This window comes from Streptomyces sp. NPDC002133, assembly GCF_040296405.1.
GTDB lineage: Bacteria > Actinomycetota > Actinomycetes > Streptomycetales > Streptomycetaceae > Streptomyces.
In genome coordinates, this window is record NZ_JBEOXF010000027.1 from 71,516 (window position 1) to 95,244 (window position 23,729).

The window sequence follows — 23,729 nt, forward strand, 5'->3', positions numbered from 1 at the left end:
TCACTCTAGGCCCCTCAGCCGGAAGCGCTGCAGCTTGCCCGTCGGCGTACGGGGCAGCGCGTCGAGGAAGACGATCACGCGCGGGCACTTGTACGGGACCAGGCGGGACTTGACGAAGTCGCGCAGCGCCCGCGCCGTCGCGTCGTCGCGCACCACGCCCTCGCGCACCACGACGTACGCCGCCGCGATCTGGCCGCGCAGCTCGTCGGGGCGGGCGACCACCGCGGCCTCCACCACGTCGGGGTGGTCCAGCAGCGCGTCCTCGACCTCGGGCCCCGCGATGTTGTAGCCCGCCGAGATGATCATGTCGTCGGCGCGGGCCACATAGCGGAACCACCCCTCCGGCTCGCGTACGTACGTGTCACCGGTGACATTCCACCCGTCACGCACGTAGTCGCGCTGCCGCGGGTCCGACAGATACCGGCAGCCCACCGGCCCGCGCACCGCGAGCAGCCCCGGCTCGCCGTCCGGCACCGGCACCCCGGTCGTGCCGTCCACGACCCGCGCCTCCCAGCCCGGCACCGGCAGCCCGGTCGTGCCGGGCCGGATGTCCCCGTCGGCCGCGGAGATGAAGATGTGCAGCAGCTCGGTCGCACCGATGCCGTTGATGATGCGCAGCCCCGTCCGCTCCTGCCACGCGTGCCATGTCGCCGCCGGCAGGTTCTCCCCGGCCGACACACAGCGCCGAAGCGACGTCAGGTCGTACCCCGCGGCGTCGTCGAGCATCACGCGGTACGCGGTCGGCGCGGTGAACAGCACCGACACCCGGTGCTCCGCGATCGCCGGCAGCAACTGCCTCGGACCCGCCTGCTCCAGCAGCAGCGCCGAAGCGCCCACCCGCATCGGGAAGACGACCAGGCCGCCGAGCCCGAAGGTGAAGCCGAGCGGCGGGCTGCCCGCGAAGACGTCGTCGGGCGTCGGCCGCAGCACCCGGGCCGAGAAGGTGTCGGCGACGGCCAGCACATCCCGGTGAAAATGCATGCACCCCTTCGGCCGCCCCGTCGTCCCGCTCGTGAAGGCGATCAGCGCGACATCGTCCGCCGCCGTGGCCACGGCCTCGTACGACGCCGGCTTCCCGGCCGCCAGCCGCAGCAGATCGTCGGGCGCGTCCCCGCCGTACGCCACGATCCGCAGCCCCGGCACCTCGGCCTTCACCAGGTCGTCGACCGCACGGACGTCGCACAGCGCATGGCCCACCCGGGCGATCTCGCACATCGTGGCGAGCTCCTGCGACCGCTGCTGGGCCAGCACGGTGACGGCCACCGCACCCGCCTTCACCACCGCGAGCCAGCAGGCGGCGAGCCAGGGGGTGGTGGGTCCGCGCAGCAGCACCCGGTTGCCCGGCACCACACCCAGCTCGTCGGTCAGGACGTGCGCGATCCTGTCCACGTGCTCGCGCAGCTCGCCGTACGTCCAGACGGTGCCGTTCCCGTCACGGAAGACGGTCCGGCCCGCCCCGTACCGCTCGATCGTCGCGTCCAGCAGCTCCGCCCCGCAGTTGAGCCGCCCGGAATAGCGCAGCTCGGGCAGGTCGAGCAGCAGCCGGGGCCACTGCTCCGCGGGCGGGAGATGCTCGCGCGAGAAGGTGTCGCGGTGGGCCGAGGGTGTCAGCTCCATGTTCGCCCCCTTGTCGTGGTGGGGTCGCGCATCGAGCGTATCGTGATGGTGACGACAGTCAATGGTTCGCGATACGGTGCATTTCCCGGGTCCACTCCCGGACCCCCTGCCGCAGGAAGTGGGGGCACGGATGTCCGCATTCTCGCTCGACCCGGCACAGACCGCCTGGTGCGCGGAGCTCCGTACGCTCGCGGCCGAGCGGCTGCGCCCCCTCGCCGAGAAGGGCGAACCGGGCCGCATCAACCGTCCCCTCGTCGCCGCCCTCGGCGAACTGGGCCTGCTCAAGCGCCTGTTCGGCGACACGAGCGCCCTCGATCTGTGCCTGCTGCGCGAGTCGCTCGCCTACGCCTGCACAGAGGCCGAGACCGCCCTGGCGCTGCAGGGGCTCGGCACCTACCCGCTCGTCCAGGCCGGCACCGGCGCGCAGCGCGAGCGCTGGCTCCCGGACATCGTCGCGGGCCGGGCCGTCGCCGCCTTCGCGCTCAGCGAGCCTGACGCCGGGTCCGACGCCGCGGCGCTCGCCCTCGAAGCCGTGGGCAGCGGCGCCGACGGCTGGCGGCTGACCGGCGAGAAGTGCTGGATCTCGAACGCCCCCGAGGCGGATTTCTTCACCGTGTTCGCCCGAACGGGTGAGGCGCCCGGCGCGCGGGGCATCACCGCCTTCCTCGTCCCTGCCGACCGGCCCGGCCTCACCGGCAGCGCGCTGGAGATGCTCTCCCCGCACCCCATCGGCGCCCTGACGTTCGACGGCGTGCCCGTCACCCGCGAGGACGTGCTCGGCGAGCCGGGCCGCGGCTTCCGCGTCGCCATGAACACCCTCAACCTCTTCCGGCCCAGCGTCGGCGCCTTCGCGGTCGGCATGGCGCAGGCCGCACTCGACTCGACGCTCGCGCACACCTCCGGCCGGTTCGCCTTCGGCGGACCGCTGAAGGACCTCCAGGCCGTCTCCCACCGGGCCGCCGAGATGGCCACGCGGACGGAGGCGGCGAGGCTGCTGGTGTACGCGGCGGCCTGCGCGTACGACTCCGGCGCGGTGGACGTACCGCAGCGCTCGGCCATGGCGAAGCTCTTCGCGACCGAGACCGCCCAGTACGTCGTGGACGCGGCGGTGCAACTGCACGGTGCACGCGCCCTCCAACGCGGCCATCTGCTCGAGCACCTCTATCGCGAAGTGCGCGCCCCACGGATCTACGAGGGCGCGAGCGAGGTGCAGCGCAGCATCATCGCCAAGGAGCTGTACGCCGGGACCAGTGCCGAGGAGGACGCCCGATGAGCCTCGAACGCATCAACCCGCCCGGGCTGTCCCCGGCAAGCGGCTTCTCGCACGCCGTCGCCGCCACCGGCTCCCGGATGGTCTTCCTGGCCGGACAGACCGCACTCGACGCGGACGGCAAGGTGGTCGGAACCGGGCTCGTGGAGCAGTTCGAGACGGCCCTCGCCAACCTCCTCGCCGCCCTCGCCGCGGCCGGCGGCACCTCCCACGACCTGGCCCGCGTCACCGTCTACGCCACAGATGTCCCGGACTACCGCACCCACGCCGCCGAACTCGGCCGCGTCTGGCGCCGGCTCGCCGGCCGGGACTATCCCGCGATGGCGGTCATCGGGGCCGTGCGCCTCTGGGACGAACAGGCACTGGTCGAGCTGGACGGGATCGCCGTACTGCCGTAGGGCCTTGCACGCGCCGCAGCGCGCTGCCGCACGCCGCCGTGATGGCCTGCACGGAGAACGGCGAGCCCGGCAGGCGGCGCTTCGCCTGCACGGGCAGGATCACCGCCGGCCTTGCCGACTCCGGCGATCCGGACCTCGTCTTCAAGGACATGTCCGAGACGGTCGACTACTTCCTCCTCGACCGGGCCGGAGTGGCCTCCACCAATCTCGCCGACATGAACTGCTCCTTCGGGCCGGTCGAGATCTGGACCAACGGCCGTGCGGGAACGTCGACTTACCGCTGCGAGGGGCCGTTGCGCAGCTGAGCCGCGCGGGCCCGTGCCGTTCCACATGATTCTCTTCCCCGGCACATAGCAATGTGACATATTACTGCTGTGCCCACCAGAAACCCTCGTGGTCCCCTGGACGCCGTCATCATCGGCGCAGGCGTGGTCGGAGCGGCCTGCGCCTACTACGCGAGCCGCGCCGGACTCGCCGTCGCGGTCGTCGACCGCGGCTGGGTCGCGGGCGGCACCACCGGCGCCGGGGAAGGCAATCTCCTCGTCTCCGACAAGGAGGCGGGACCCGAGCTCGACCTCGCGCTGCTGTCCACCCGGCTCTGGCGCGAACTCACCGATGTGCTCCCACCGGAGACGGAGTACGAGCCCAAGGGCGGTCTCGTCGTGGCGCCCGACGAGACCGCCCTCACCGCACTGCGCGACTTGGCCGAAGGGCAGCGGAAGGCCGGCGTCACGACGGAGGAGATCCCCGCCGACCGGCTCCACGACCTGGAACCCCACCTCGCGCACGGACTCGCGGGCGGTTTCCACTACCCGCAGGACGCCCAGGTCCAGCCGGCCCGGGCAGCAGCCCAACTGCTCCGAGCAGCCAGGGAGTCGGGCGCCGGCATCCGCCTCGGTGAGCAGGTCACCGCCGTCCTCACCCGGCCGGACGGCACCCTGCACGGCGTCCGCACACCACGCGGGGAACTGCATGCCCCGGCCGTCGTCAACGCCACCGGCACCGGGGGCGGCGACCTCGCCCGGCTTGCCGGCGCCCACCTTCCGGTCCTCCCGCGCCGAGGCTTCGTCCTCGTCACCGAACCCCTGCCGCGCGTCGTCCGCCACAAGGTCTACGCCGCCGACTACATCTCCGACGTCGCCAGCGGCTCCGCCGCCCTCCAGTCCTCTGCGGTCGTCGAAGGCACGCCCGCCGGCCCGGTCCTGATCGGCGCGACCCGCGAGCGCGTCGGCTTCGACCGGAGCCTGTCCGCCGAAGCCCTGCGTCGGCTCGCCGGCCAGGCCGCCGCGCTCTTTCCCGTACTCGCAGGCGTACGCGTCATCCGCGCCTACCACGGCTTCCGCCCGTACCTCCCCGACCACCTGCCCGCCATCGGCCCGGACCCGCGCGTGCCCGGCCTGTTCCACGCGTGCGGCCACGAGGGCGCGGGCATCGGGCTCGCCCCGGCGACCGGGCTGCTGATCGCCGCCGTCCTGAGTGGTGATCAGTCCGCCCTGGACCTGAGGCCGTTCCGGCCAGACCGTTTCGACCAGGCAGGAGCAGCGCAGTGACCAGGACACCGGTCTCCCTGGTGCGGGCCGAGCCCGGACCCCCGTACGAGATCACCTTCGACGGGCGGCCCGTCACCGCGCTGCCCGGGCAGAGCGTCGCCGCCGCGCTCTGGTCGGCGGGCATCCTCGCCTGGCGCACCACCCGCGACGGCGGCGCGCCCCGAGGGGCGTTCTGCGGCATCGGCGCCTGTTACGACTGCCTCGCCACGGTCAACGGCCGCCCCAACCAGCGCGTCTGCCTGGTTCCGGCCCGCCCGGGCGATGCGGTCACCACTCAGAAGGGCACCGGCCATGACGACCTCACCGTCTGAGCCCCGTCAGCCCCCTCAGCCCTCTTGTCGCCTGGTGCCCCTCGAATCCTCCGGGCCCGCTGGGCCCTGCGAGCTGGCCGTCGTCGGAGCGGGCCCCGCCGGGCTCGCCGCCGCCGTCACCGCGGCCGCACTGGGGCTGCGGGTGACGCTCCTGGACGCGGGGGAGCGGCCCGGCGGACAGTTCTACCGCCACCCGGCACCCGGCCTCCGCGCCGCGCGGCCCGAAGCCCTGCACCACCAGTGGCAGGCGTTCGCGCGCCTCGAACGCGGACTCCGCGCCCACATGGCCTCGGGCCGCATCCGCCAGCTGCCCGCACACCATGTGTGGACCGTCCTCCCCGAAGAGGCCCCGCAGACAGGGGAGCCGGGCGGGACACCGTGCCGACGGCTCCACGCCGTCGCGGGCCACGGCGGCGACGAGAGCGCCGTCACCGTCCGAGCCCGTACGGTGCTGATCGCCACCGGCGCCTACGAACGTCAACTGCCCTTTCCCGGCTGGACCCTGCCAGGCGTCGTCGGCGCCGGCGGGGCACAGGCCATGCTCAAGTCCGGCCTCGTCCTGCCCGGCAAGCGGATCGTCGTCGCAGGCAGCGGACCGCTGCTGCTCGCCGTCGCCGGGTCCCTCGCCGCCGCCGGGGCCGCGGTGCCCGCGGTCGTGGAGGCCGCCGCGTACCCCGCGTACGCCCGTCATCTGCCCGCCCTGGTACGGAATCCGGCCAAGCTCGCCGAAGGGGCCGTGCACGGCGGCGTGCTGTTCCGGCACGGCGTGCGACTGCTCACCCGGCACGCGGTCACCGAGGCGCACGGCTCGGACCGGGTCGAGGCCGTGACCGTGACGCGGCTCGACCGCGACTGGCTGCCCGTGTCCGGCAGCGCGCGCCGCATCCCGTGCGACGCGCTCGCCGTCGGACACGGCCTGGTCCCGCAGCTGGAGCTCGCCACCGGACTCGGCTGCGCCACGCGCCGCTCGGCCGACGGCACTGCCGTCCTGGATCTCGACGACGAGCAGCGCACCTCCGTCCCCGGTGTGTGGTCGGCGGGGGAGACCGGCGGGATCGGCGGGGCCGAACTCGCCCTGGCCGAGGGCGAACTGGCCGCTCTTTCCGTCGCTCGCGCCCTGCACGGCACCCCGCGGCCGAGGCGCGCGGCGGTGCTGCGGGCCCGCCGGGACCGGCTGCGTGCCTTCGCCGAGGTGATGGCGGCCGTGCACCGCCCGGGGCCCGGTTGGACCGCGTGGCTCGACGACACCACCCAGGTGTGCCGCTGCGAGGAGGTCCCGGCAGGGCTGATCAGGGAGGCAGCCGGTCAACTCGGTGCGCACGACGCCCGCACCGTGAAACTGCTGACCCGCGCCGGAATGGGCTGGTGCCAGGGGCGCATGTGCGGGCCCGCGGTGGCCTGTCTGGCCGGCGAGGAGCCCGCCCCGGACCGACGGCCGCTGTCCTGCCCGGTGCCGCTGAACCAGCTTGCCGGTCTGCCCGGGCCGGACGCGCACCCCGGAGAGCCCGTACCGCCAAACGAAGCGGACCGGGCCTGAAGCCAGGGGCGAGACTCGGGCGGGAGACTACGCGCCCGGGGGCCGACGGCTCGTCAGACATGAGCACGGTGAGGGTGTTTGCCCTTGTGGAGGCGTCACGACGATTAATAAAATGTCACATCTCACACTAGGAGTTGCCATGGCACCCGCATCCCGTACGCGCCCCTGGCACGGCCTCATGGTCGCCACCGCCCTGCCCCTCCGCGACGACCTCTCCATCGACTACGACGCCTTCGACGCCCATGTCGCCTGGCTGATCGAGCACGGCTGCGACGGCGTCGTCCCGAACGGCTCCCTCGGCGAGTACCAGACGCTCACCGACGACGAACGCGCCCGCGTCGTCCGTACCGCCGTCGAGGCGGCGGGCGACGGGAACCGCGTGATGCCGGGTGTGTCGGCGTACGGGAGCGCCGAGGCCCGCCGCTGGGCCGACCAGGCCGCCGAGGCCGGCGCCGGATCCGTCCTCCTGCTGCCACCCAACGCCTACCGTGCCGGCGAGGGCGCGGTCTCCGCCCACTACGCCGCCGTCGCGCGCTGCGGCCTTCCCGTCGTCGCGTACAACAACCCGTACGACACCAGGACCGATCTCACCCCCGCCCTGCTCGCCCGGCTGCACGGCGAGCAGAGCATCGTCGCCGTCAAGGAGTTCAGCGGTGATGTGCGCCGGGCGTACGAGATCGCCGAACTCGCGCCGGGGCTCGACCTGCTGGCCGGCGCGGACGACGTCCTGCTCGAACTCGCCCTGGCCGGCGCGGTCGGCTGGATCGCCGGATACCCCAACGCGCTGCCCGCCTCCTGCGCCGCGCTCTACCACGCCGCCGTCGCCGGCGACCTGGACACCGCGCTGCCGCTCTACAAGTCCCTGCACCCGCTGCTGCGCTGGGACTCCAGAACCGAATTCGTCCAGGCCATCAAGCTCTCCATGGATGTGACCGGCCGTCCCGGCGGTCCGACGCGTCCGCCGCGCGCACAGCTCACGGGTGAGCAGGAGACGGCCGTTCGCGCCGCCACCGAGAAGGCGCTCGCCGAAGGCCACCGGTAGCCGCCGGCAGCCGCCGGGAACCAGCAGCGAGAAGGGGACCCATGCGCACGCGTCACGTCTACCACGCCGTCGACTCGCACACCGAAGGCATGCCCACCCGTGTCGTCACCGGCGGTGTCGGGATCGTCCCCGGCGCCACCATGGCCGAACGCCGGCTGCACTTCATCGAGCACCTCGACCACATCCGCACGCTGCTGATGTACGAGCCGCGCGGACACTCCGCCATGAGCGGCGCGATCCTGCAGCCGCCCACCCGGCCGGACGCCGACTACGGAGTGCTGTACATCGAGGTGTCCGGACTGCTGCCCATGTGCGGCCACGGCACCATCGGCGTCGCCACCGTCCTCGTCGAGACCGGCATGGTGCCCGCCACCGAACCCGTCACCACGGTCCGCCTCGACACCCCGGCCGGGCTCGTCAGCGTGGACGTACAGGTCTCGGACGGCGAGGCCACCTCCGTAACCCTCACCAATGTGCCGTCGTTCTGTCTCGGGCTCGACCGCAAGGTCGATGTACCCGGACATGGCACGGTCACCTATGACATGGCATACGGCGGCAACTTCTACGCCTTCGTCTCTTTGGACGCCCTCGGCCTGCCCTTCGACCGCGCCCGCAAGGACGACCTGCTCGCCGCCGGACTCGCCGTCATGGACGCCATCAACGCCACCGACCGGCCCGTCCACCCGGAGGACCCGGGCATCGGCGGCGTCAAGCACGTCTATCTCGCCGCCCCCGGCTCGGACGCCGTACGATCCCGGCACGCCATGGCCATTCACCCCGGCTGGTTCGACCGCTCCCCGTGCGGCACCGGCACCAGCGCCCGGATGGCACAGCTCCACGCGCGCGGTGAACTGCCCCTCGGCCGTGACTTCGTCAACGAGTCGTACATCGGCACGGAGTTCACCGGTTGCCTCGTCGGGGAGACCATTGTCGGCGGACTGCCGGCCGTCGTCCCCACCGTCACGGGCCGCGCCTGGATCACCGGCACCGCACAGTACTTCCTGGATCCGTCCGACCCGTTCCCCGGAGGCTTCCTCCTGTGACCGTGCACGCGAAGGGCCTGCTCCAGTTCGGCGCCGACGACATCGCGGCGCTGCTGGCACCCGCCGCCGCGGCCGACGCCGTGGAGGCGGTGCTCAGGGACGGCCTCGACCCCGAGAGCTGCCCGCCCCGCACCCATGTCGCGGTGACAGCAGGCCAGTTGTTGCTGATGCCCGCCGCGGCCGGGACATACGCCGGAGTGAAGATCGCCGGCGTCGCCCCGGCGAACCCGGCGCGCGGACTGCCCCGGATCACCGGGAGCTGTCTGCTCCTCGACGGGGAGACCCTGGTGCCGCTCGCCCTGTTCGACGGGGCGGCGCTCACCGCCCTGCGCACACCGGCCGTCTCCGCCGTCGCCCTGCGACACCTTGCCGAGCCCGGCTCCGGGCACGCCGTGCTCTTCGGCGCCGGACCACAGGCCCACGGCCACCTCGAAGCGGCCCTCGCGGTGCTGCCGTTGACGCGGGTGACGGTGGTCGCGCCACGCCGGGAACCGGCCGAGGAGCTGGCCGCACACGCCCGGACACGAGGGCTCGACGCCCGTACCGGCACTCCCGACGATGTGGCGGACGCCGATCTCGTCCTGTGCTGCACCACCGCGCGCCGACCGCTGTTCGACGGCCGACTGGTCCCGGACCACGCCACCGTGATCGCGGTCGGCTCGCACGAGCCGGACGCCCGCGAGACCGACACCGCGCTCGTCCGCCGCTCGGCGGTGTACGTCGAGGCGCGGACGGCCGCCGGCCGCGAGGCCGGTGATCTCATCGTTCCGGAGACAGAAGGGGCCATCGGCCCCGACCACATCAGGGGCACGCTCGCCGAGCTGGTCATGGGACGGGTCACCGCGGCCGCAGGTTGTCCACAGCTCTTCAAGAGCGTGGGCATGGCCTGGGAGGATCTTGCCGTGGCCGCCGCTGTCCATCGGGCGGCCACGAGCCGACCGGGCAGCGCAACGTGACATTGTACGCTTGCCCTCCACTGGATTCTCGGAGGAAGCGCCATGGGGGACCTGAAGCAGATCAGCCTGATCACCGCTCAGGAGCGGCTTCGCGACCAGGTCGCCCACGCCCTGCGTGCCGCGCTGGTGGCGGGCGAACTCCGCCCGGGCCACGTCTACTCCGCGCCCGGCCTGGCGGCCGACTTCGGGATCTCCGCCACACCGGTGCGCGAGGCGATGCTCGACCTCGCCCGTGAGGGCTTGGTGGAACCCGTCCGCAACAAGGGCTTCCGGGTCACCGAGGTCAGCGAGCGCGACCTCGACCAGTACACCGAACTCCGCGCGCTGATCGAGGTGCCGACCATCGGCGCCGTCACGCGGCTGGCGACGAGGGAGCAGTTGGAGAAGCTGCGCCCCGTCGCCGAGGAGATCGTGATGTACGCCAGCGGCCACGACCTGATCGGCTATCTCGACGCGGACCGCCGCTTCCACCTCGGCCTGCTCGCCCTGGCCGGCAACGACCGCCTGGTCGAGACCGTCGGAGACCTCCGCAAGCGCTCCCGGCTCTATGGCCTCACCAGACTCGACGAGCTCGGCCTGCTGATCGCCTCGGCGGTGGAGCACCATGAGCTGCTCGATCTGATGCTCGCCGGGGACGCGCAGGCCGCCGAGGCGTGCATGACCCGCCATCTCGGTCATGTCCGCTCACTGTGGGCGGAGTCCGCGGACGAGCCGGTGGAGCCTCGACCGAGGCGCGGTATCGGCATCCGCTGACGGCCCGGCTCTGGCCCCGCCCGGCGCGGTCCGCAACGCCGACCGCCCGGCCCCCTCCTCGGACGACTTCGTGAGGGATCGAGGAGGCTCCATGCCCGAGATCGAACTCTCCGCAGGACCGCAGGGGCGGCTCGTGGAGATCGAGGACAGCCGCACGCTGGTCGCGGAGGACCAGCCCGAGCGGCTCGCGGCGATGCTGCGCTCGTTCGTCGCGGAGAGAGCGGGTACGTGACGCGAGCTGTGCTGCGCGCGGTGTGGTCCTCTCAGCACGGTGGCCACCGTGTCGGCGTGCACACCGACGAACGGGCCGGATCCAGTGGACTTCGGCCGGCACATGGAGCGTGGTGACGGGTCGTCGTCCGTCCGGGCCGTCCGTCGGAGAAGGTCTGCAACGCCCGACGGGCGTTCGGGACTACGTGGCAGCGACGCCGTCGGCACCGTGAGCCGCATCCGCCGGCCCGGCACGGCATCCGCGGTGACCCGGCCGGTGCGTTCGCCGTGTCGGATGTCGTGGAGGATCCCGGGCCACGCGTCGACAGGGTCGAGCCGCTCGGCCCGTACGCGGCTGCCCGTCACGCCGGTCGTACGTCGCCGTCGCCCAAGCCACCGCCGTCGCCCAAGCCGCCGCCGCTCAGGCCGCCGCGAGCTGGAACCACACCCACTTGCCGCGGTCACCGACCGTCGTCACACCCCAGGACCCGGCCAGCGCCTCCAGGAGGTCCAGCCCGCGGCCGGTCTCCATGGCGTCCGCTGGTTCGTCGCCCGAGCGGGCTCCGCCGCCCATCCCCGGCTCGGTGTCGAAGACCGCTCCGGTGATGCCGCCGGCGGCCTCGTCAAGGGCGACGGTGACCTCGATGACGATGCCGTCGGCATGGCGTACGGCGTTCGACACCACCTCGGACAGCAGCAACGCCGCGGTCTCGGTGATCTCGCAGTCTGCGGGGGCGACCTCATCGAGGACGCGCCGGGCCTGAGCCGCTGCGCGGGGGTGACGGGGCAGGATGGCGACAGCGCCGTTTCCGGTCATGAGTGCGCTCCAAGCAGTCACAGTCGGGGAGGTCCGTCCGCCGGACCGGTTGTCCCGCCGGTCCACTGGACTCCTTCCAGCGTGGCGGCGCGGAACGGGCCCGCAGCGTCGCTTTCTGCCGGTTTCCGGGCTGTCGTACGTCACATCGCGACGTAACTTTCGTCGTGTGACGGCCGCGGGCTCGACGTCGGCAGATTCATCCGCCGGAAGATCGCGGTCATCCGAAGGACGAACACCAGGCCCGTCGCCACCGGTGTGGCCACACCGGTGCCGACGCCCGCCCGGTCCAGCAGCAGGTAGCACACGGCGCCGGCGACCGCGGCGGTCGCGTACACCTCCTCCCGCAGCAGCAGCGGAGGGAACTGCCCGCACAGCACGTCCCGCACCACCTCGCCCGTCACGCCGGTGAGCACCGCCAGGATGATCACCGCGAGCGGGGTGACCTGCGCGTCGACGGCGGCGCGCGCCCCGATGACGGTCACGACCGCGAGCCCGAGCGCGTCGACGATCATCAGCGCCCGCTGGGGCAGCTCCCACCTGTGCAGATACGCCATGGTCGCGACGGCGACGACACCGATGACCGCCAGCAGCACCCAGTCGTGGGTCCAGTACAGCGGGTGACGGTCCGGATCAGGTCCCGCAGGGTGCCGCCCGACACGGAGGCGGCGAAGGCGAGGACGAGCCCGCCGAAGGGGTCCATCCGGGAGCGGTGCGCGGCAAGCACACCGCTGGCGGTGAACGCGGCGATGCCCACGAGGCAGAGCGCATGCAGCATGGGTTCAGTCTTGGGGACCGGCACACCGCTGCGGCGTGCCGGTCGTCGCGATTCGGCACGACGAAAGTCATACAGTGGCCGAAAGGTGCACGACATGCTCGACGTCACGTCCGACATGTACGACGTCGCTTACGGCCATGCACGACGTCGTATACGGCGTCACATACGGCGTCATGTACGACGTGCGTGAGGTGGTGAAGGCGCAGTGACCGGGTGGCGAGGCTGGTCGGTGCGGCGGCAGGACGCTCTGCTCACCGCGCTCGTCGTGGTCATCGGCGTCGCCGACACCTGGATCAAACCGTCCAACGGGCTGCTCACCGGGCAGCCGACCGCCGTCGCCGCCGTCACCTCGGGCCTGGTCGGCTCCGTGCTGTGGTGGCGCCGCCGGAGCCCCGGCGTGGTGGCCGCGGTCATCATGGTGGGCTACGTGATCACCTTCACCCCGGTGGCCCTGGCCGTGGCCATGTACACCGTCGGCGAGGCGTACCGGCGCATCCGCACCCTCGTACGGTTCGGCGTCGCGGGCTGCGCGGCGGGGGTGCTCGTGCTGTGGGCCGGTCCGCCGGACTGGGATCTGCGGGCCGCGGCCTTCACGCTCGCGTTCATCCTCGGACCGCTCGTCGTCGGCTACGCCGTCGCGATCCGCCGCGATCTCGCCATCGAGGCGCAGGCCACGATCGACGCCATGGAGCGGGAGCGGCATCTGCTGGTCGAGCGCGCCCAGGTGGGCGAACGCGCCCGTATCGCCCGCGAACTCCACGACGTGGTCGCCCACCGCGTGGGCAACATCGTGCTCACCGCCGGCGCGCTGAAGGTCGGCCCCGAGGCCCGCGGTGCCCCGGCCGTCGCACGGGCCGCCGAGCTGATCAGGGACGAGGGCCACCAGGCTCTGGAGGAACTGCGCGAGGTCCTCGGCGTCCTCACCCCCGGCCGCCGGGGCCGCCAGAACCGGCCGGCCGCAACGGCACCGCAGCCCGACGCCTCGCAGCTCGACAAGCTCGTCGAACGCTCCGCCCGTTTCGGCCGTCCGGCGACGCTGCGGATCGACGGGCACCCGGAGACGCTGCCGGCCCCTGTCCAGCGCGCCATCCACCGCATCGTCCAGGAAGGGCTCACCAACGCCGCCAAGCACGCGCCCGGGGCGTCGGTCGGCGTCGTGGTCGAGTGCCGGGTCGACGGCGTCGAGGTGCAGGTCACCAACGGCCACCCGGCCGGCGGCGACCGGTACGTGGACGCGCCACCGCTGCCACCGAGCGGCGGAAACGGCCTGATCGGCCTGGCCGAGCGCGTCGCGCTGCTCGACGGCAAGATCACGGCGGGGCCGTACGACGGTGGCTACCGGATCGACGCCTTCATCCCGCACAGGCCCGCCGCACCGTGAGCACCGGCCTGAGGGCCGAGTCCGAGCACCGCCGTACGGACCGGCTCCCGGCACCGGCCCCGCAGGACCGACTCGGGGCACCACGCCGAGGCCGGACTTCGAGCACCGGCGTGCGGATCGACTCCGAGCCTGGACCGCGGACGGCGAACGTCAGCCCCGGACGCCCTGAGCGGGCGTCAGCGCTCCAGGCGCGCCCGGTAGGCCAGCCGGGCGGCCTGCACCCGGTTGTCGGCGCCGATCTTCGCCAGCAGCCGGCTGACCTGGCCCTTGACCGTCCCCTCGCTGATGTGGAGTGCGGCGCCGATATCGGCGTTGGACAGGCCCCTGGCGATCAGCCTCAGCACCTCGAGATCCCGCTCCGACAGTGCCTCCAGGGACTGCTTCTCCGCCGCCGTGAGCTGCGACGCCTGCCCGGCCAGCGTGTCCAGGAGCCGCCCGGTCACCGCCGGGTCCAGGGCCGCCTTGCCCTCGGCCACCTGACGCACGGCGCGCAGCAGTTCCTCCGGAGGCGTGTCCTTGAGGAGGAAGCCGCTGGCGCCGGCCCGTACGGCCTCGTCGACGTACTCGTCCGCACTGAACGTCGTCAGGATCAGCACCCGGGGCGGCCGCGGCAGCTCCCTCATCTCGCGCGTCGCGGCCAGCCCGTCCATGCCCGGCATCCGGATGTCGAGCAGGGTGACGTCCGGGCTGAACTGGCGGGCGGCATCCACGGCACTCCGGCCGTCCCAGGCCTCGGCCACGACATGCATGTCGTCAGTCGACTCGATGATGTCGCTCAGCCCGCGGCGCACGATCTCGCTGTCGTCGACGACAAGGACATGGATCATGGTCCCATCATGCGGCAGGTCGCACCGCGACGCGCCGTCGCCGGAGGCGCCGTGGGCCCGGGCGCACGAGCGATCCGATCGCTTGCGCAGAGTCAGCATCAGGCGGAGTCTGGACCTGATGAAGCAGGCCGGTGAGGGCGTCATGAGCTACGCAAGGAAGGCGACCGGGGACGCCGACTTCCGTGGCCCGCTCGACGTGACGAAGGCGGCCACCTTCGTGGTCGACGGCCAGGACATCGTGGTCGGCTGGAGTCCCGCCGCGCAGGAGCTCCTCGGCTACCGGCCGGCCGAGATCATCGGACGGCCTCTCGGCACATTTCTGCTGTCCACGGACGGATCCACGGACGGATCCACGGACGGATCCACGGCCGAATCCCCAACTGGATCCCCAGCCGCGTCCGCACCCGCGTCCGCACCCGCATCCACGCCCGCACCCGCATCCACGCCCGCACCCGCATCCACGCCCGGACCCGCGCCGGCCGACCAGCCCGCCGGCGAGCCGGTCCTGCCCTGGCCGCCCGAGCGTGACGTGCAGATCGCCGTCCACCGCGACGGTCACCGTCTGCCACTCGTCACCGTGGCCTGTCACCTGTCCGGAACCGGGCCGGCACAGCGGGTCCTCATGGCGGCCGAGCGCGAACGGCTGAGGGACTGGGAGTCCCGGCTGGCCATGCTGGACGGGCTGGCGGTCCAGTCACCTCTGGGTTTCGCCATATACGACACCGACTTCCGTCTCGTCTGGTGCAACGCCGCCTCCGAGGTCGAGCTCGGGCTGCCGCTCGTGAAACTCCGGGGCAGGCTGGCCGACGAGCTGTACCCCAGAGGCAGGTTCGTGACACCGGGCTACCCGGAAACGCTGCATGCGGTCATGCGCCAGGTGCTGGAGACCGGGGAGCCGATCATCGATCTGCACTTCCGCGGACAGCAGCCCAGCGACCCCGGCAAGGAACACCTGTGGTCCTGTTCGTACTACCGGTTGCAGGGCCCGGACGGCCATGTGTTCGGCGTGTGCGAGGACGCGTTCGACATCTCCGACCGCTACGAGACGCAGCGCCAGCTCAATCTGCTGGTCGAGGCCGGCCGTCGCGTCGGCACCACGCTGGACGTGATCGCCACCACGGACGAGCTGGCCGCCGTGGCGGTGCCCGAGTTCGCCGACCTGGTCGAGGTGGACCTCGCTCCGGCCGTGCTGGAGGGCGAGGTGCCGGGCGTCGCGGGCCCGGCGGGCACCGAGCTGGTCCGCGCGTCCTCCCGCTCGGCCGCACCGGAGGGTTCCGCGGGCTCCGCGAACTCCGCGCGGGCACCGGGCCGTCCGCCGCATCCGGTGGAGTACGAGAACGGCTCGCCCCAGCACCGCAGCCTCGCCTCGGGCGGGCTCGTGCTCGAGGACGACACACTCGTCGTGCCGCTGCGCGCCGGCGGCAGTTCCCTCGGCCTTGTCACCTTCGTACGCCGCAGCGGGTCGGGGATCTTCGACAGCGGTGCCGTCGCGGTGGCGGACGAACTGGCCGCCCGGGCCGCGGTGTCCATCGACAACGCCCGCCGCTACACGCGCGAACGTGCTGCGGCGCTCGCTCTTCAGCGGCAGCTCCTTCCCCAGTACCTGCCGCCGAACTCGGCGGTCGAGGTGGCTCATCGCTATCTGCCCACGGATGATCTGAGTGGCGTCGGCGGCGACTGGTTCGACGTCATCCCACTGTCCGGAACGCGCGTCGGACTCGTGGTCGGGGACGTGGTGGGCCACGGGCTCCACGCGGCGGCCACCATGGGACGGCTGCGTACGACGGTGCGTGCGCTCGCGCCGATGGACATCCCGCCCGACGAACTCCTCAAGCGGCTCGACGATCTCGTGGGGCAGACGGCGGAGGCCGGTGCGGACCCCCTCGAAGCCGCCGCCGACGACGATGTCGCAGCCGGGGCCACCTGCCTCTACGCGGTCTACGACCCCGTGTCGCGGTCCTGCACCATGGCCCGCGCGGGCCATCTGCCCCCCGCGATCGTGGAGCCCGGCGGGCATGTCAGCTTCCCGGATCTGCCGGCCGGCCCGCCGCTGGGACTCGGGGGACTGCCTTTCGAGTCCCTCGAGGTCCAACTGCCCGTGGGCAGTCTGCTGGCCCTCTTCACGGACGGCCTCGTCGAGTTGCGCGACCGGGACATCGACAAGGGGCTGGAGACCCTGGGGAAGGTCCTCAGCGAGAACTCGAGTTCCCTGGAGGAGCTCTGCGACCGTGTCATCTCCGAACTCCTTCCCGGCAGCACCACCACCGACGACACGGCGCTCCTGCTGGTCCGTACCCGCGAACTCGACAGCCGCAGGGTCGCCGCCTGGACCCTGCGCGCGGAGCCGGTCGCCGCCGGCCACGCGCGGGAGCTGGTGGCCGGCCGGCTGACCGACTGGGGCCTGGAGGAGCTCGTGTTCTCCACCGAGCTGATCGTCAGCGAGCTGGTCACGAACGCCGTCAGGTACGCCGAGGGCCCGCTGCACGTGCGACTCATCCGCGACTGCACCCTCGTGTGCGAGGTCGCGGACGCGGGCCACACCGCCCCCCACCTGCGCCACAGCGCGGACGACGACGAAGGCGGACGCGGGCTGTTCATCGTGGCCCAGCTCGTCCTGCGGTGGGGGACGCGGTACAGCCGCGACGGCAAGTCCATCTGGACGGAACAGGCCCTGCCCTCCGGCTGACGGCCGTCCTCACGGATCAGATGTCGCGGAACTCACGGGGTGGGTTTCTGAGCTCTGCCATTGTCAACGACGGCCCCTCCCACCTGCGGCGGGGCTGTCGTTGACTGTCGTCCGTGGTCAGCCTTCCGCTACGTTCAACGGCCCCACGACGGCCCCGGCTGACCGGGCAGCGCAGTAGGCAGGCGCTTCGAAGGCGCCTGGTGTGATCGTCGGCGCATCCCTCCTGACCTGGTGCTCCACGGACGCCGAGCGCGATAGATCGGCGCCTTCGACACATATTCGACAGGGGGGCGCCAACGTCCACTGGCTACGGCCGCTCCTGCCGGGTATCTGGCTGAGCATGATTGCTCTGATCTATACCTCGCACAGCGCAGCAACCACGGTGTGGGCCTTCGTGGGAGCCATTCTCATCGTGCTGGCGGTGGGTTGGCACATCCGGATGAATCTCACCTGAGGCGCGATCCAGATCTTTCGGAGTTCGGCGGCCTGGGGATGTCGAGAACGTGCCACCGGCTCCGTCCCAGGGACATCAGCGGCCCACCACCGGCCGCACGAGGAAGAAGGAGAACCCAGCATGGCGATTCAGCGGATGGACAACGTCGGTATCGTCGTCGAAGACATGGATGCCGCCATCGCGTTCTTCGTGGAACTCGGTATGGAGCTGGAGGGCAGGGCGGAGGTCGAGGGCCTCTTCGCCGACCAGTGCACCGGACTCGACGGCGTCCGCTGTGACATCGCGATGGTCCGGACCCCGGACGGTCACAGCCGGCTCGAGCTGGCGAAGTACCGCAGCCCCGCGGTGATCAGCGCCGGGCCGCGCAACCGGCCGCACAACATTCTGGGCACGCACCGCGTCATGTTCGCCGTCGACGACATCGAGGACACCGTTGCCCGTCTGCGCCCTCACGGCGCCGAACTCGTCGGCGAGATCGCCCGGTTCGAGGACAGCTATCTGCTCTGCTACATCCGCGGCCCGGAGGGCATCATCGTCGGACTGGCCGAGCAACTGCGCTGACGAAGGAGCCCCGCACCATGATCGGTGCGGGGCTGTCCCTTGTGCTCCAGGCAGGATTCGAACCTGCGACACCCGCTTCAGGAGTTCGATCCGAGCGCGGCCCGGCAGCGCCCCTGCTCGATCGACGGGTACGTGCTGAGACGTGCATGGGTACCTACGTCCGATGCCGTTGATGTCACCTGTGGATGTCAGCCCGACCAAAATCATCTTGGTGTCGGCGCAGGATCGAAGCCCTTCCGGGATCAAATCCCGTCATACAGGCTGGTCATCGACTGATCGCGCGGTACCGTGATAGGTCGGTCATCGTGCGTAAGGAGGAGGGGGACGGTGCCGCAGCCCAACAACCGCAGTAAGGCCATCCGCCCGGCCGCATACACGGCACTAGTCGAGGCGCTGACCACGATCTACTGGAACAAAGGACCTTTTGAGCTCTACGTCCGAGCAATGCTGAAGGACCACAGTGAGCTCCTGGCACAGCTGAGCTTCCCGTCGTCCACCAAGCGGGAAGTGTCCGGCCAGTTGGTTAACCTGCTGCAAGCCAATGAGGCCCGGTACCTCGACCTGACGGTCGCACTCATGCTCGACATCGCCGACATGGAGACCTTCCCTAACCTGACTTCCCAGCAGGATGGGGAAGAGAAAGTAGCCAAAGCGACTGCGGCTGTAGCGGAGTTGAGGCGTTGGACTGCCAAGCAGCGTGAGGTCATCGCGGAGCATGAGGCACACGCGGTTGCCATCGCGGAGAGCGCCAAACAGGCCCAGGACGACCGAGCGTTTGCCCAGGCCCATGAGGAGCTGAATCAACGGTTCATCGTGATGCACTCGGCTGCCAACCCGCAGCAGCGGGGGAGAGACTTCGAGGGCTTCATCAATGAGCTGTTCGCCCTGTACGACCTGGAACCGCGGGCGGCATACAGCTTGGACCACGAGCAGATCGATGGTGCGTTCTCATTCGACACTGACCACTACGTCCTCGAAGCCAAGTGGTGGAAAGAGGCCATCGGTCGCCGGGAGCTGGACGTCTTCAAGAGCAACATCGAGCGCAAGGGCAAGAACACCCTCGGCCTATACATCAGCATGAGCAACTTCACCTCGGACGCCCTGGCGGTCTACAGCCTCAGCACGCCGTTCATCACGATGGATGGGGGCGACTTTATGGCTGTGCTCGACCAACGCATCCGCCTGGACGAGTTGATGCGCCGCAAGAAGCGGCACGCGAGCGAGACAGGGCACTGCTTCCTGCCCGTCTCCAAGATCTTCTCTGAGTCGGACTGAGCACTCTGCACCTGGCCGGGTCGGACGGCATCAAGAGCAGGCGGCAGCACTGTCCGCCATCCGCTTGTTGTCCGTTCGCCGGCCAGCACAGTCATTGCTCCAGACCAGCCCCCCGGGGCTTGTCTGTGCCACGGCCGACGACGGTCAGCCACGACGGTGAGGGCGCCAACCGATCATGAACGCGTATGCCTCGTCGGACTCAGCCACGCTTTTGGGCTGCCTCCTAGAGAGGCCCACGACGGCCAGCACGTGGCCACGACGCCTGCGCCCTCGGCTGTGATCTTGGGGCCCGGCGGAAGTGGAAGACGTATACCTCCGAAGTCACCCAACACCGTCTCCCGTTTTTCATTTGGGGTGACCCTGTGCAGGTGCCAGCCTCAGCTTGGCCGATGTCCTGCGGGACCGAAGATCCGATCCACTACTGCGAGTGCGGCTTCCCGCCGTTCCGCCTTCCTGGACCAGACCGCTGGCCCGAGGACGAGCAGAAGGAGCAGACCGACAACACCAAGCACTGCCAGAAGAGCGCTTGGGCTGCCAGTTGCTGCCGAAATGACTCCAGCGGTGATTCCTCCTCCCACTGCGCCTCCCATAGCGGGGGCGAGGGCGGTGGGGCCCGCAGGCGCTGTTCCTTCGGTCGGCCTGTTGACTGGTGTCTGGCTGGCCGTACGCTCGTAGGCGTTGATGGTGATCTCCTGTCTGATGTTCATTATCAATGTGTGTCGGTGGCTCTCTGGTGACGCAGGGAGCTACCCCCGTCTTCCTGCGCTAATCAGGGCGAATGCTGCGGATTATCGCCTTCCCTTTTCCACTTGAGGGGCCCATTGGGGAGGTTTGAGTCAACCCGTTACGAATGTTCCGGTTGAATGGATCTTCTAGTCTGTAGTAAATGCGCCTCCCGAAGCCGTGCATCTCTTTGAGGCTGGAAGTCGTCTCCTCTCGTGCCACGGCGATGATTCCCTCGGCCTCCAACTTGGCTCGCCCCCGTGTCACGGTTGCTTCGGAAATCCCGTACCACTCTGACGTCCAGCGGTCTGGCAAGGTAAATTCGGGTTTGCGCAGACTCATTGCAATGAACAGGACTGCCTTTGCGGGAAGCGTAAGACGGTTATGCCAGTTTGAATCCCAGTATCCATATGGAAGTTTGAAATAGACCTCGCCAAGGAATCCATCCTTTTCGGCCAGGGGTCGCGTGTAGGGCTTTCCGGTGCCATCTTCTCTTAGTTTTTTGACATTCGCCTGCCGTCCGCTCTGGCTCCGCGTGATCAACTTATGGCTTTCGAGTTGACGCCAGAGGCGAGAAATTTGCGCGGAAGCGCTTCGCTCGTCGTACGAGCCGTTGATGGCTCGGGCCCACGTCGTGGACCAATGAGAGGTGCTGAAGTCTTCCTTTACGGTGACGGCGTACACGAGTAGAAGAAGATCCAATGCCTTCTCTTGCCTGCTCGCCACGAGCTGAGCCATTGGTCCTGGCTTGCTGCGCGCCGCTCCATTTTCCGACCGTAGTGGCCGTTGCACGAAGGACCGTCGGATGGGTACCGCTTTCCCGAGCCTTCGGGAGGATCGAAGCAGTTCCGCGATGGTGTCTTCATGGCTGAGCCTGGGTTCGGTTCGCACGCCCCCAATGTTGGACTGCCTTGTCGGATCTCTGGTAGCTGAGTGCACGGAATGGGGCGCGACGGCGATGCGCGGTACAGCGAGTGCCGTAGGACAACTAAGTATCACTTCACATGTATCACCCCTAGCTATGACGTCCTCTACGCGGGTCAACCACGCTGCATGCTGGGGCGATAGTTTTCGATCTTTAACGGCAAGACGGGCCTTCGCTGGCGGTTCGACAGCCGACAGTTGTGTACCTCATCGAGCGTGGATGCACGGGTGGGACGGCGCTCCACAGCGCGCCGCAGGTCGGTCGAGCAGCCTCGGCGCGTGATCATGATCCGTGAGCTTTGGAGCTGCCCGACCCAGGCAACAGAAGGTGCGTCCGCGTTCATCGTTGAGGGGGTGCGGCTGGCCAGTCCTCCACAGGCCGACAGACTGGAGGTGAAGGAGAAGAAGGCCGGTCTGGAAGTCTCCGCGCGCGTCGGTTCAGTGCGGCGCGTGCTCGCCCGACGGCGCCGGCGGGCTGTGGAAGTGTGCGAAACCTGGCGGCTGACGCCTACGTCCTGTCACCGGCCCCCGGCGACCTGAAGCTGCGGCGACGTGAGCGGTACCGGCAGGCGACTTCCTCCCGGGGTGCGTTGACGTGCGTCACGACGTCGGCCCGAGCGCAGCGACGAGCCCCCTGCCCGCGGAACAATCGCAGGCAGGGGGGCGCAGTGAGAGCGAGTGGGCGATATTTCTTCTTGCCCTGGGTCTTGCGAGCGATCTCGGGCACTATTGACCTGTAACCGTGCTGCCGTCCTTGGTCGTTGTTGGCCGTCCTTGAGTGGCCTCGGACGGCCCAGAGACGGCCCCGGGCTATCGCGCTCTGCTGGCCGCGTCCTCAGCGCGTAGTGCGGCAGCACGCGCGAACCTGCGGTCGCGCCACCAGAACCAAGGTCGGCAAGGGAAGCGCCCCTTCAGAGGGCACGTCGCCCTGCTGGCTCTGGGTCCGCAATATGGGAATGCGGCGGTGGCCTCCGACAGATGACGATGGGCGGACAGCCGAGACGGGAGGGAAAGCCATGCGATACAGACCGGGCACCGGGGAGTACCTGAACGAACTCGCCCAGGACCTGCGCCCGCTCGACGAGGGGATCGCATGGTTCGCGTCCCTCTCCGAGGACGAACAGACCGGGACGCTGGGCCTGCTAGCGGTGTTCTGCTTCCAGGCTCATCCCACCGCAGAGGAAGCCCTGGAGAGCATCCGGCGTTCCGGCCTTCGGCCGACCCACACTCCTGCGGTCATGCTCGTTCGAGGACAGATCGAGGACCAGGTGGGGAGAATCGCCGGGCTGACCCCGCAGCACGAGCGAATGAAGGCCTTCCGTCTGCTGATCGCCCTGCTGGCCGTCGCGGACGGCAGACGCAGGGCACGATGCCGTGTCCACAGCTGCAGCCACCCCTGGCATCACCTGACCGCCAGCCAGGAGACGGCCCCGTGACGGCGCTCGCTCACGGGGCGACACCCGCTTTAGGAGTTCGATCAGCGCTCGCTTTGGCCCCGGAGTCCTGCGGTGGCGGAGTGCACGGCGGGGCGTGCAAGTGCGTTGTTGTTCGGCGTCGTTGAAGTCACCTGTGGATGTCAGCTTGGGCTGGCGCTTCTTGCGTATCTTGCGCTTCGTCTGGACGGCTCGCCTGCCTGCCGAGCTGACGGCAAGGCGCGGTACGTGCTCCGGGAAGCGGTCGAGACCGCTTCAGTGTGCAGACGTTGCCGTCGGGGATTGCCGTCACCGCAGCTTGCAGAGGGCTTGCGGGCCGGCAGGAGGTCAGCTCCAAGTGGTGCCGTCTCACTGGAGGTTGGGTAGTGCGCGCTCGTGACGCTCTGCGCAAAGAGCTCCGGTGGATCTGTACGCGGGGCGATGCTCCATGATGTCAGGGCCACCATGCCCCGCCCATCTGGTCCGGCGCGCTCAGGTAATGCTTTCCGAGTGCCCGTCGGGGAAGGTGCACGTGGGGCCGCGGTAGGGGCCGCCCTGGTTGACCGTTCCGCCCTGGGCCGTGCACTCTTCGGCCGAGATCGCTGGATACGTCGCTGCCTGAGCGGTGGCGGCGCCGACGGCACTCACGCCGGCCAGGGTTGCTGTGGCGAGGGCGAGGCCTAGGAGTCGTCGTATACGCATGACATTCTCCTCTCTAGTCTTCCTGGTTCGGCGCTTCGGGATGACCGCGCTTATGTCAGGGGCGCCCTATTACTCAGAATGGGTGACGGTGAGCGGACCCGCGAGTCGTGGCAGGCAGACGCCGCAACCCCTCCGACGCTGGACGGGGCGAAGACAGAGGTACCGGCTGGCTGCGCCACGCTGCTGACGGCGGCCGGTGTCGCGCCGAGGGTCATCATGGAGACCCTCGGACACAGTCAGATCAGCATCACGATGGACCTCTATACGCACGTCGTCCACGACACCCAGCGGGAGGCGATCAGCCACATGGACCGTCTGCTCGCACCGCGGCCAGGTCGACCAGAGCACCATGCCCCGACCCGCAGGGCCCATTCTGGGGATCCGGCGAAGGCAGCTCCGTAGGTCGGCGTAGCGGCTTTGGGCTGGAGTCTCAATGACGAAGTCAAGCCGCTTGCGTGACCGGTGGGGCGGCGGTGAAGACCCGTCCGTCACGCAGCAGCGCCCA

Annotated in this window: 23 protein-coding genes and 3 pseudogenes; 19 read left to right on the top strand and 7 right to left on the bottom strand. The window is 70.2% G+C overall.

Annotated features, from left to right (window positions below; translation table 11 throughout):
* Positions 1-1,617, bottom strand: coding sequence for an AMP-binding protein (locus tag ABT078_RS24135; protein WP_351231035.1), 1,617 nt, complete (start codon positions 1,615-1,617; stop codon positions 1-3).
* Positions 1,618-1,747: 130 nt separating this feature from the next.
* Here ABT078_RS24135 and ABT078_RS24140 point away from each other — a divergent pair, with 130 nt between their 5' ends.
* The 11 genes and pseudogenes from ABT078_RS24140 to ABT078_RS24190 all read left to right on the top strand — a co-directional run bounded on the left by ABT078_RS24140 (position 1,748) and on the right by ABT078_RS24190 (position 10,709).
* Positions 1,748-2,890 (top strand): acyl-CoA dehydrogenase family protein, encoded by a 1,143-nt coding sequence (locus ABT078_RS24140; protein WP_351231038.1) that lies wholly within the window; start codon positions 1,748-1,750, stop codon positions 2,888-2,890.
* The gene (locus ABT078_RS24145) at positions 2,887-3,285 is read left to right on the top strand and encodes a RidA family protein (protein ID WP_351231040.1); all 399 of its coding nucleotides are present in this window, start codon (positions 2,887-2,889) and stop codon (positions 3,283-3,285) included. Before ABT078_RS24140 ends, ABT078_RS24145 begins: the two co-directional genes overlap by 4 nt.
* 47 nt (positions 3,286-3,332) lie before the next feature.
* Positions 3,333-3,590: pseudogene (locus ABT078_RS24150) on the top strand (collagenase); the annotation flags it as partial.
* Positions 3,591-3,659: 69 nt separating this feature from the next.
* Positions 3,660-4,835 (top strand): NAD(P)/FAD-dependent oxidoreductase, encoded by a 1,176-nt coding sequence (locus ABT078_RS24155; protein ID WP_351231042.1) that lies wholly within the window; start codon positions 3,660-3,662, stop codon positions 4,833-4,835.
* A complete protein-coding gene (locus ABT078_RS24160; protein ID WP_351231044.1) occupies positions 4,832-5,146 on the top strand; it encodes a (2Fe-2S)-binding protein in 315 nt (104 codons plus the stop codon). The genes ABT078_RS24155 and ABT078_RS24160 overlap by 4 nt, the downstream gene beginning before the upstream one ends.
* On the top strand, positions 5,127-6,683 hold the full coding sequence (locus ABT078_RS24165; RefSeq protein ID WP_502981288.1) for an FAD-dependent oxidoreductase: 1,557 nt from the start codon (positions 5,127-5,129) through the stop codon (positions 6,681-6,683). The genes ABT078_RS24160 and ABT078_RS24165 overlap by 20 nt, the downstream gene beginning before the upstream one ends.
* A 139-nt stretch (positions 6,684-6,822) precedes the next feature.
* Entirely contained in the window at positions 6,823-7,725 is a 903-nt protein-coding gene (locus tag ABT078_RS24170) for a dihydrodipicolinate synthase family protein (protein ID WP_351231048.1), read from the top strand.
* A gap of 41 nt (positions 7,726-7,766) precedes the next feature.
* A complete protein-coding gene (locus tag ABT078_RS24175; RefSeq protein WP_351231050.1) occupies positions 7,767-8,768 on the top strand; it encodes a proline racemase family protein in 1,002 nt (333 codons plus the stop codon).
* Positions 8,765-9,724, top strand: a complete 960-nt coding sequence (locus ABT078_RS24180) for an ornithine cyclodeaminase family protein (protein ID WP_351231052.1) — start codon at positions 8,765-8,767, stop codon at positions 9,722-9,724. The genes ABT078_RS24175 and ABT078_RS24180 overlap by 4 nt, the downstream gene beginning before the upstream one ends.
* Positions 9,725-9,766: 42 nt before the next feature.
* Positions 9,767-10,477 carry a GntR family transcriptional regulator gene (locus ABT078_RS24185; protein WP_351231055.1) on the top strand — a complete coding sequence of 237 codons (711 nt, stop codon included), beginning with the start codon at positions 9,767-9,769 and terminating at the stop codon, positions 10,475-10,477.
* A 91-nt stretch (positions 10,478-10,568) separates the two neighbouring features.
* Positions 10,569-10,709 (top strand): hypothetical protein, encoded by a 141-nt coding sequence (locus tag ABT078_RS24190; protein WP_351231057.1) that lies wholly within the window; start codon positions 10,569-10,571, stop codon positions 10,707-10,709.
* Positions 10,710-11,108: 399 nt separating this feature from the next.
* Here ABT078_RS24190 and ABT078_RS24195 read toward each other — a convergent pair whose 3' ends face one another.
* From ABT078_RS24195 to ABT078_RS24205, 3 genes are all read right to left on the bottom strand, one after another.
* Positions 11,109-11,504, bottom strand: coding sequence for an ATP-binding protein (locus ABT078_RS24195; protein ID WP_351231059.1), 396 nt, complete (start codon positions 11,502-11,504; stop codon positions 11,109-11,111).
* 140 nt (positions 11,505-11,644) lie between these two features.
* On the bottom strand, positions 11,645-12,097 hold the full coding sequence (locus ABT078_RS24200; RefSeq protein WP_351231062.1) for a TRIC cation channel family protein: 453 nt from the start codon (positions 12,095-12,097) through the stop codon (positions 11,645-11,647).
* The gene (locus tag ABT078_RS24205) at positions 12,016-12,396 is read right to left on the bottom strand and encodes a trimeric intracellular cation channel family protein (RefSeq protein ID WP_351231064.1); all 381 of its coding nucleotides are present in this window, start codon (positions 12,394-12,396) and stop codon (positions 12,016-12,018) included. The genes ABT078_RS24200 and ABT078_RS24205 overlap by 82 nt, the downstream gene beginning before the upstream one ends.
* An 88-nt stretch (positions 12,397-12,484) precedes the next feature.
* Here ABT078_RS24205 and ABT078_RS24210 point away from each other — a divergent pair, with 88 nt between their 5' ends.
* On the top strand, positions 12,485-13,660 hold the full coding sequence (locus ABT078_RS24210; RefSeq protein ID WP_351231066.1) for a sensor histidine kinase: 1,176 nt from the start codon (positions 12,485-12,487) through the stop codon (positions 13,658-13,660).
* Between the two features lie 176 nt (positions 13,661-13,836).
* On the opposite strand, the gene ABT078_RS24215 is transcribed toward ABT078_RS24210, so the two are convergent.
* The gene (locus ABT078_RS24215; protein WP_351231068.1) at positions 13,837-14,487 is read right to left on the bottom strand and encodes a response regulator; all 651 of its coding nucleotides are present in this window, start codon (positions 14,485-14,487) and stop codon (positions 13,837-13,839) included.
* Positions 14,488-14,629: 142 nt separating this feature from the next.
* Here ABT078_RS24215 and ABT078_RS24220 point away from each other — a divergent pair, with 142 nt between their 5' ends.
* From ABT078_RS24220 to ABT078_RS24235, 4 genes are all read left to right on the top strand, one after another.
* Positions 14,630-17,173, top strand: coding sequence for a SpoIIE family protein phosphatase (locus ABT078_RS24220; protein WP_351231071.1), 2,544 nt, complete (start codon positions 14,630-14,632; stop codon positions 17,171-17,173).
* 202 nt (positions 17,174-17,375) lie between these two features.
* The gene (locus ABT078_RS24225; protein WP_351231073.1) at positions 17,376-17,627 is read left to right on the top strand and encodes a hypothetical protein; all 252 of its coding nucleotides are present in this window, start codon (positions 17,376-17,378) and stop codon (positions 17,625-17,627) included.
* Positions 17,628-17,747: 120 nt separating this feature from the next.
* Positions 17,748-18,188: a VOC family protein gene (locus ABT078_RS24230; protein ID WP_127357022.1), complete on the top strand. Its 441-nt coding sequence runs from the start codon at positions 17,748-17,750 to the stop codon at positions 18,186-18,188.
* 327 nt (positions 18,189-18,515) lie between these two features.
* The gene (locus tag ABT078_RS24235; RefSeq protein WP_351231075.1) at positions 18,516-19,463 is read left to right on the top strand and encodes a restriction endonuclease; all 948 of its coding nucleotides are present in this window, start codon (positions 18,516-18,518) and stop codon (positions 19,461-19,463) included.
* A gap of 765 nt (positions 19,464-20,228) precedes the next feature.
* Here the strand turns inward: ABT078_RS24235 and ABT078_RS24240 are convergent.
* Entirely contained in the window at positions 20,229-20,924 is a 696-nt protein-coding gene (locus ABT078_RS24240) for a hypothetical protein (protein ID WP_351231077.1), read from the bottom strand.
* 510 nt (positions 20,925-21,434) lie between these two features.
* On the opposite strand from ABT078_RS24240, the pseudogene ABT078_RS24245 reads away from it, so the two are divergent.
* Both ABT078_RS24245 and ABT078_RS24250 read left to right on the top strand, forming a co-directional pair.
* Positions 21,435-21,581: pseudogene (locus ABT078_RS24245) on the top strand (GntR family transcriptional regulator); the annotation flags it as partial.
* 545 nt (positions 21,582-22,126) lie between these two features.
* The gene (locus ABT078_RS24250; RefSeq protein WP_351231079.1) at positions 22,127-22,546 is read left to right on the top strand and encodes a DUF5958 family protein; all 420 of its coding nucleotides are present in this window, start codon (positions 22,127-22,129) and stop codon (positions 22,544-22,546) included.
* Positions 22,547-23,014: 468 nt separating this feature from the next.
* On the opposite strand, the gene ABT078_RS24255 is transcribed toward ABT078_RS24250, so the two are convergent.
* Positions 23,015-23,224, bottom strand: a complete 210-nt coding sequence (locus ABT078_RS24255; protein ID WP_351231081.1) for a hypothetical protein — start codon at positions 23,222-23,224, stop codon at positions 23,015-23,017.
* Positions 23,225-23,392: 168 nt separating this feature from the next.
* On the opposite strand from ABT078_RS24255, the pseudogene ABT078_RS24260 reads away from it, so the two are divergent.
* Positions 23,393-23,626: pseudogene (locus tag ABT078_RS24260) on the top strand (hypothetical protein); the annotation flags it as partial.
* Positions 23,627-23,729 lie beyond the last annotated feature (103 nt).

Coding starts and splice junctions, on each gene's coding strand:
- ABT078_RS24135 (WP_351231035.1), bottom strand. CDS start 1,617: ATGGAGCTGACACCCTCGGCCCACCGCGACACCTTCTCGCGCGAGCAT.
- ABT078_RS24140 (WP_351231038.1), top strand. CDS start 1,748: ATGTCCGCATTCTCGCTCGACCCGGCACAGACCGCCTGGTGCGCGGAG.
- ABT078_RS24145 (WP_351231040.1), top strand. CDS start 2,887: ATGAGCCTCGAACGCATCAACCCGCCCGGGCTGTCCCCGGCAAGCGGC.
- ABT078_RS24165 (WP_502981288.1), top strand. CDS start 5,127: ATGACGACCTCACCGTCTGAGCCCCGTCAGCCCCCTCAGCCCTCTTGT.
- ABT078_RS24170 (WP_351231048.1), top strand. CDS start 6,823: ATGGCACCCGCATCCCGTACGCGCCCCTGGCACGGCCTCATGGTCGCC.
- ABT078_RS24175 (WP_351231050.1), top strand. CDS start 7,767: ATGCGCACGCGTCACGTCTACCACGCCGTCGACTCGCACACCGAAGGC.
- ABT078_RS24185 (WP_351231055.1), top strand. CDS start 9,767: ATGGGGGACCTGAAGCAGATCAGCCTGATCACCGCTCAGGAGCGGCTT.
- ABT078_RS24190 (WP_351231057.1), top strand. CDS start 10,569: ATGCCCGAGATCGAACTCTCCGCAGGACCGCAGGGGCGGCTCGTGGAG.
- ABT078_RS24195 (WP_351231059.1), bottom strand. CDS start 11,504: ATGACCGGAAACGGCGCTGTCGCCATCCTGCCCCGTCACCCCCGCGCA.
- ABT078_RS24205 (WP_351231064.1), bottom strand. CDS start 12,396: ATGTCGGACGTGACGTCGAGCATGTCGTGCACCTTTCGGCCACTGTAT.
- ABT078_RS24215 (WP_351231068.1), bottom strand. CDS start 14,487: ATGATCCATGTCCTTGTCGTCGACGACAGCGAGATCGTGCGCCGCGGG.
- ABT078_RS24220 (WP_351231071.1), top strand. CDS start 14,630: ATGAGCTACGCAAGGAAGGCGACCGGGGACGCCGACTTCCGTGGCCCG.
- ABT078_RS24230 (WP_127357022.1), top strand. CDS start 17,748: ATGGCGATTCAGCGGATGGACAACGTCGGTATCGTCGTCGAAGACATG.
- ABT078_RS24240 (WP_351231077.1), bottom strand. CDS start 20,924: ATGGCTCAGCTCGTGGCGAGCAGGCAAGAGAAGGCATTGGATCTTCTT.
- ABT078_RS24250 (WP_351231079.1), top strand. CDS start 22,127: ATGCGATACAGACCGGGCACCGGGGAGTACCTGAACGAACTCGCCCAG.
- ABT078_RS24255 (WP_351231081.1), bottom strand. CDS start 23,224: ATGCGTATACGACGACTCCTAGGCCTCGCCCTCGCCACAGCAACCCTG.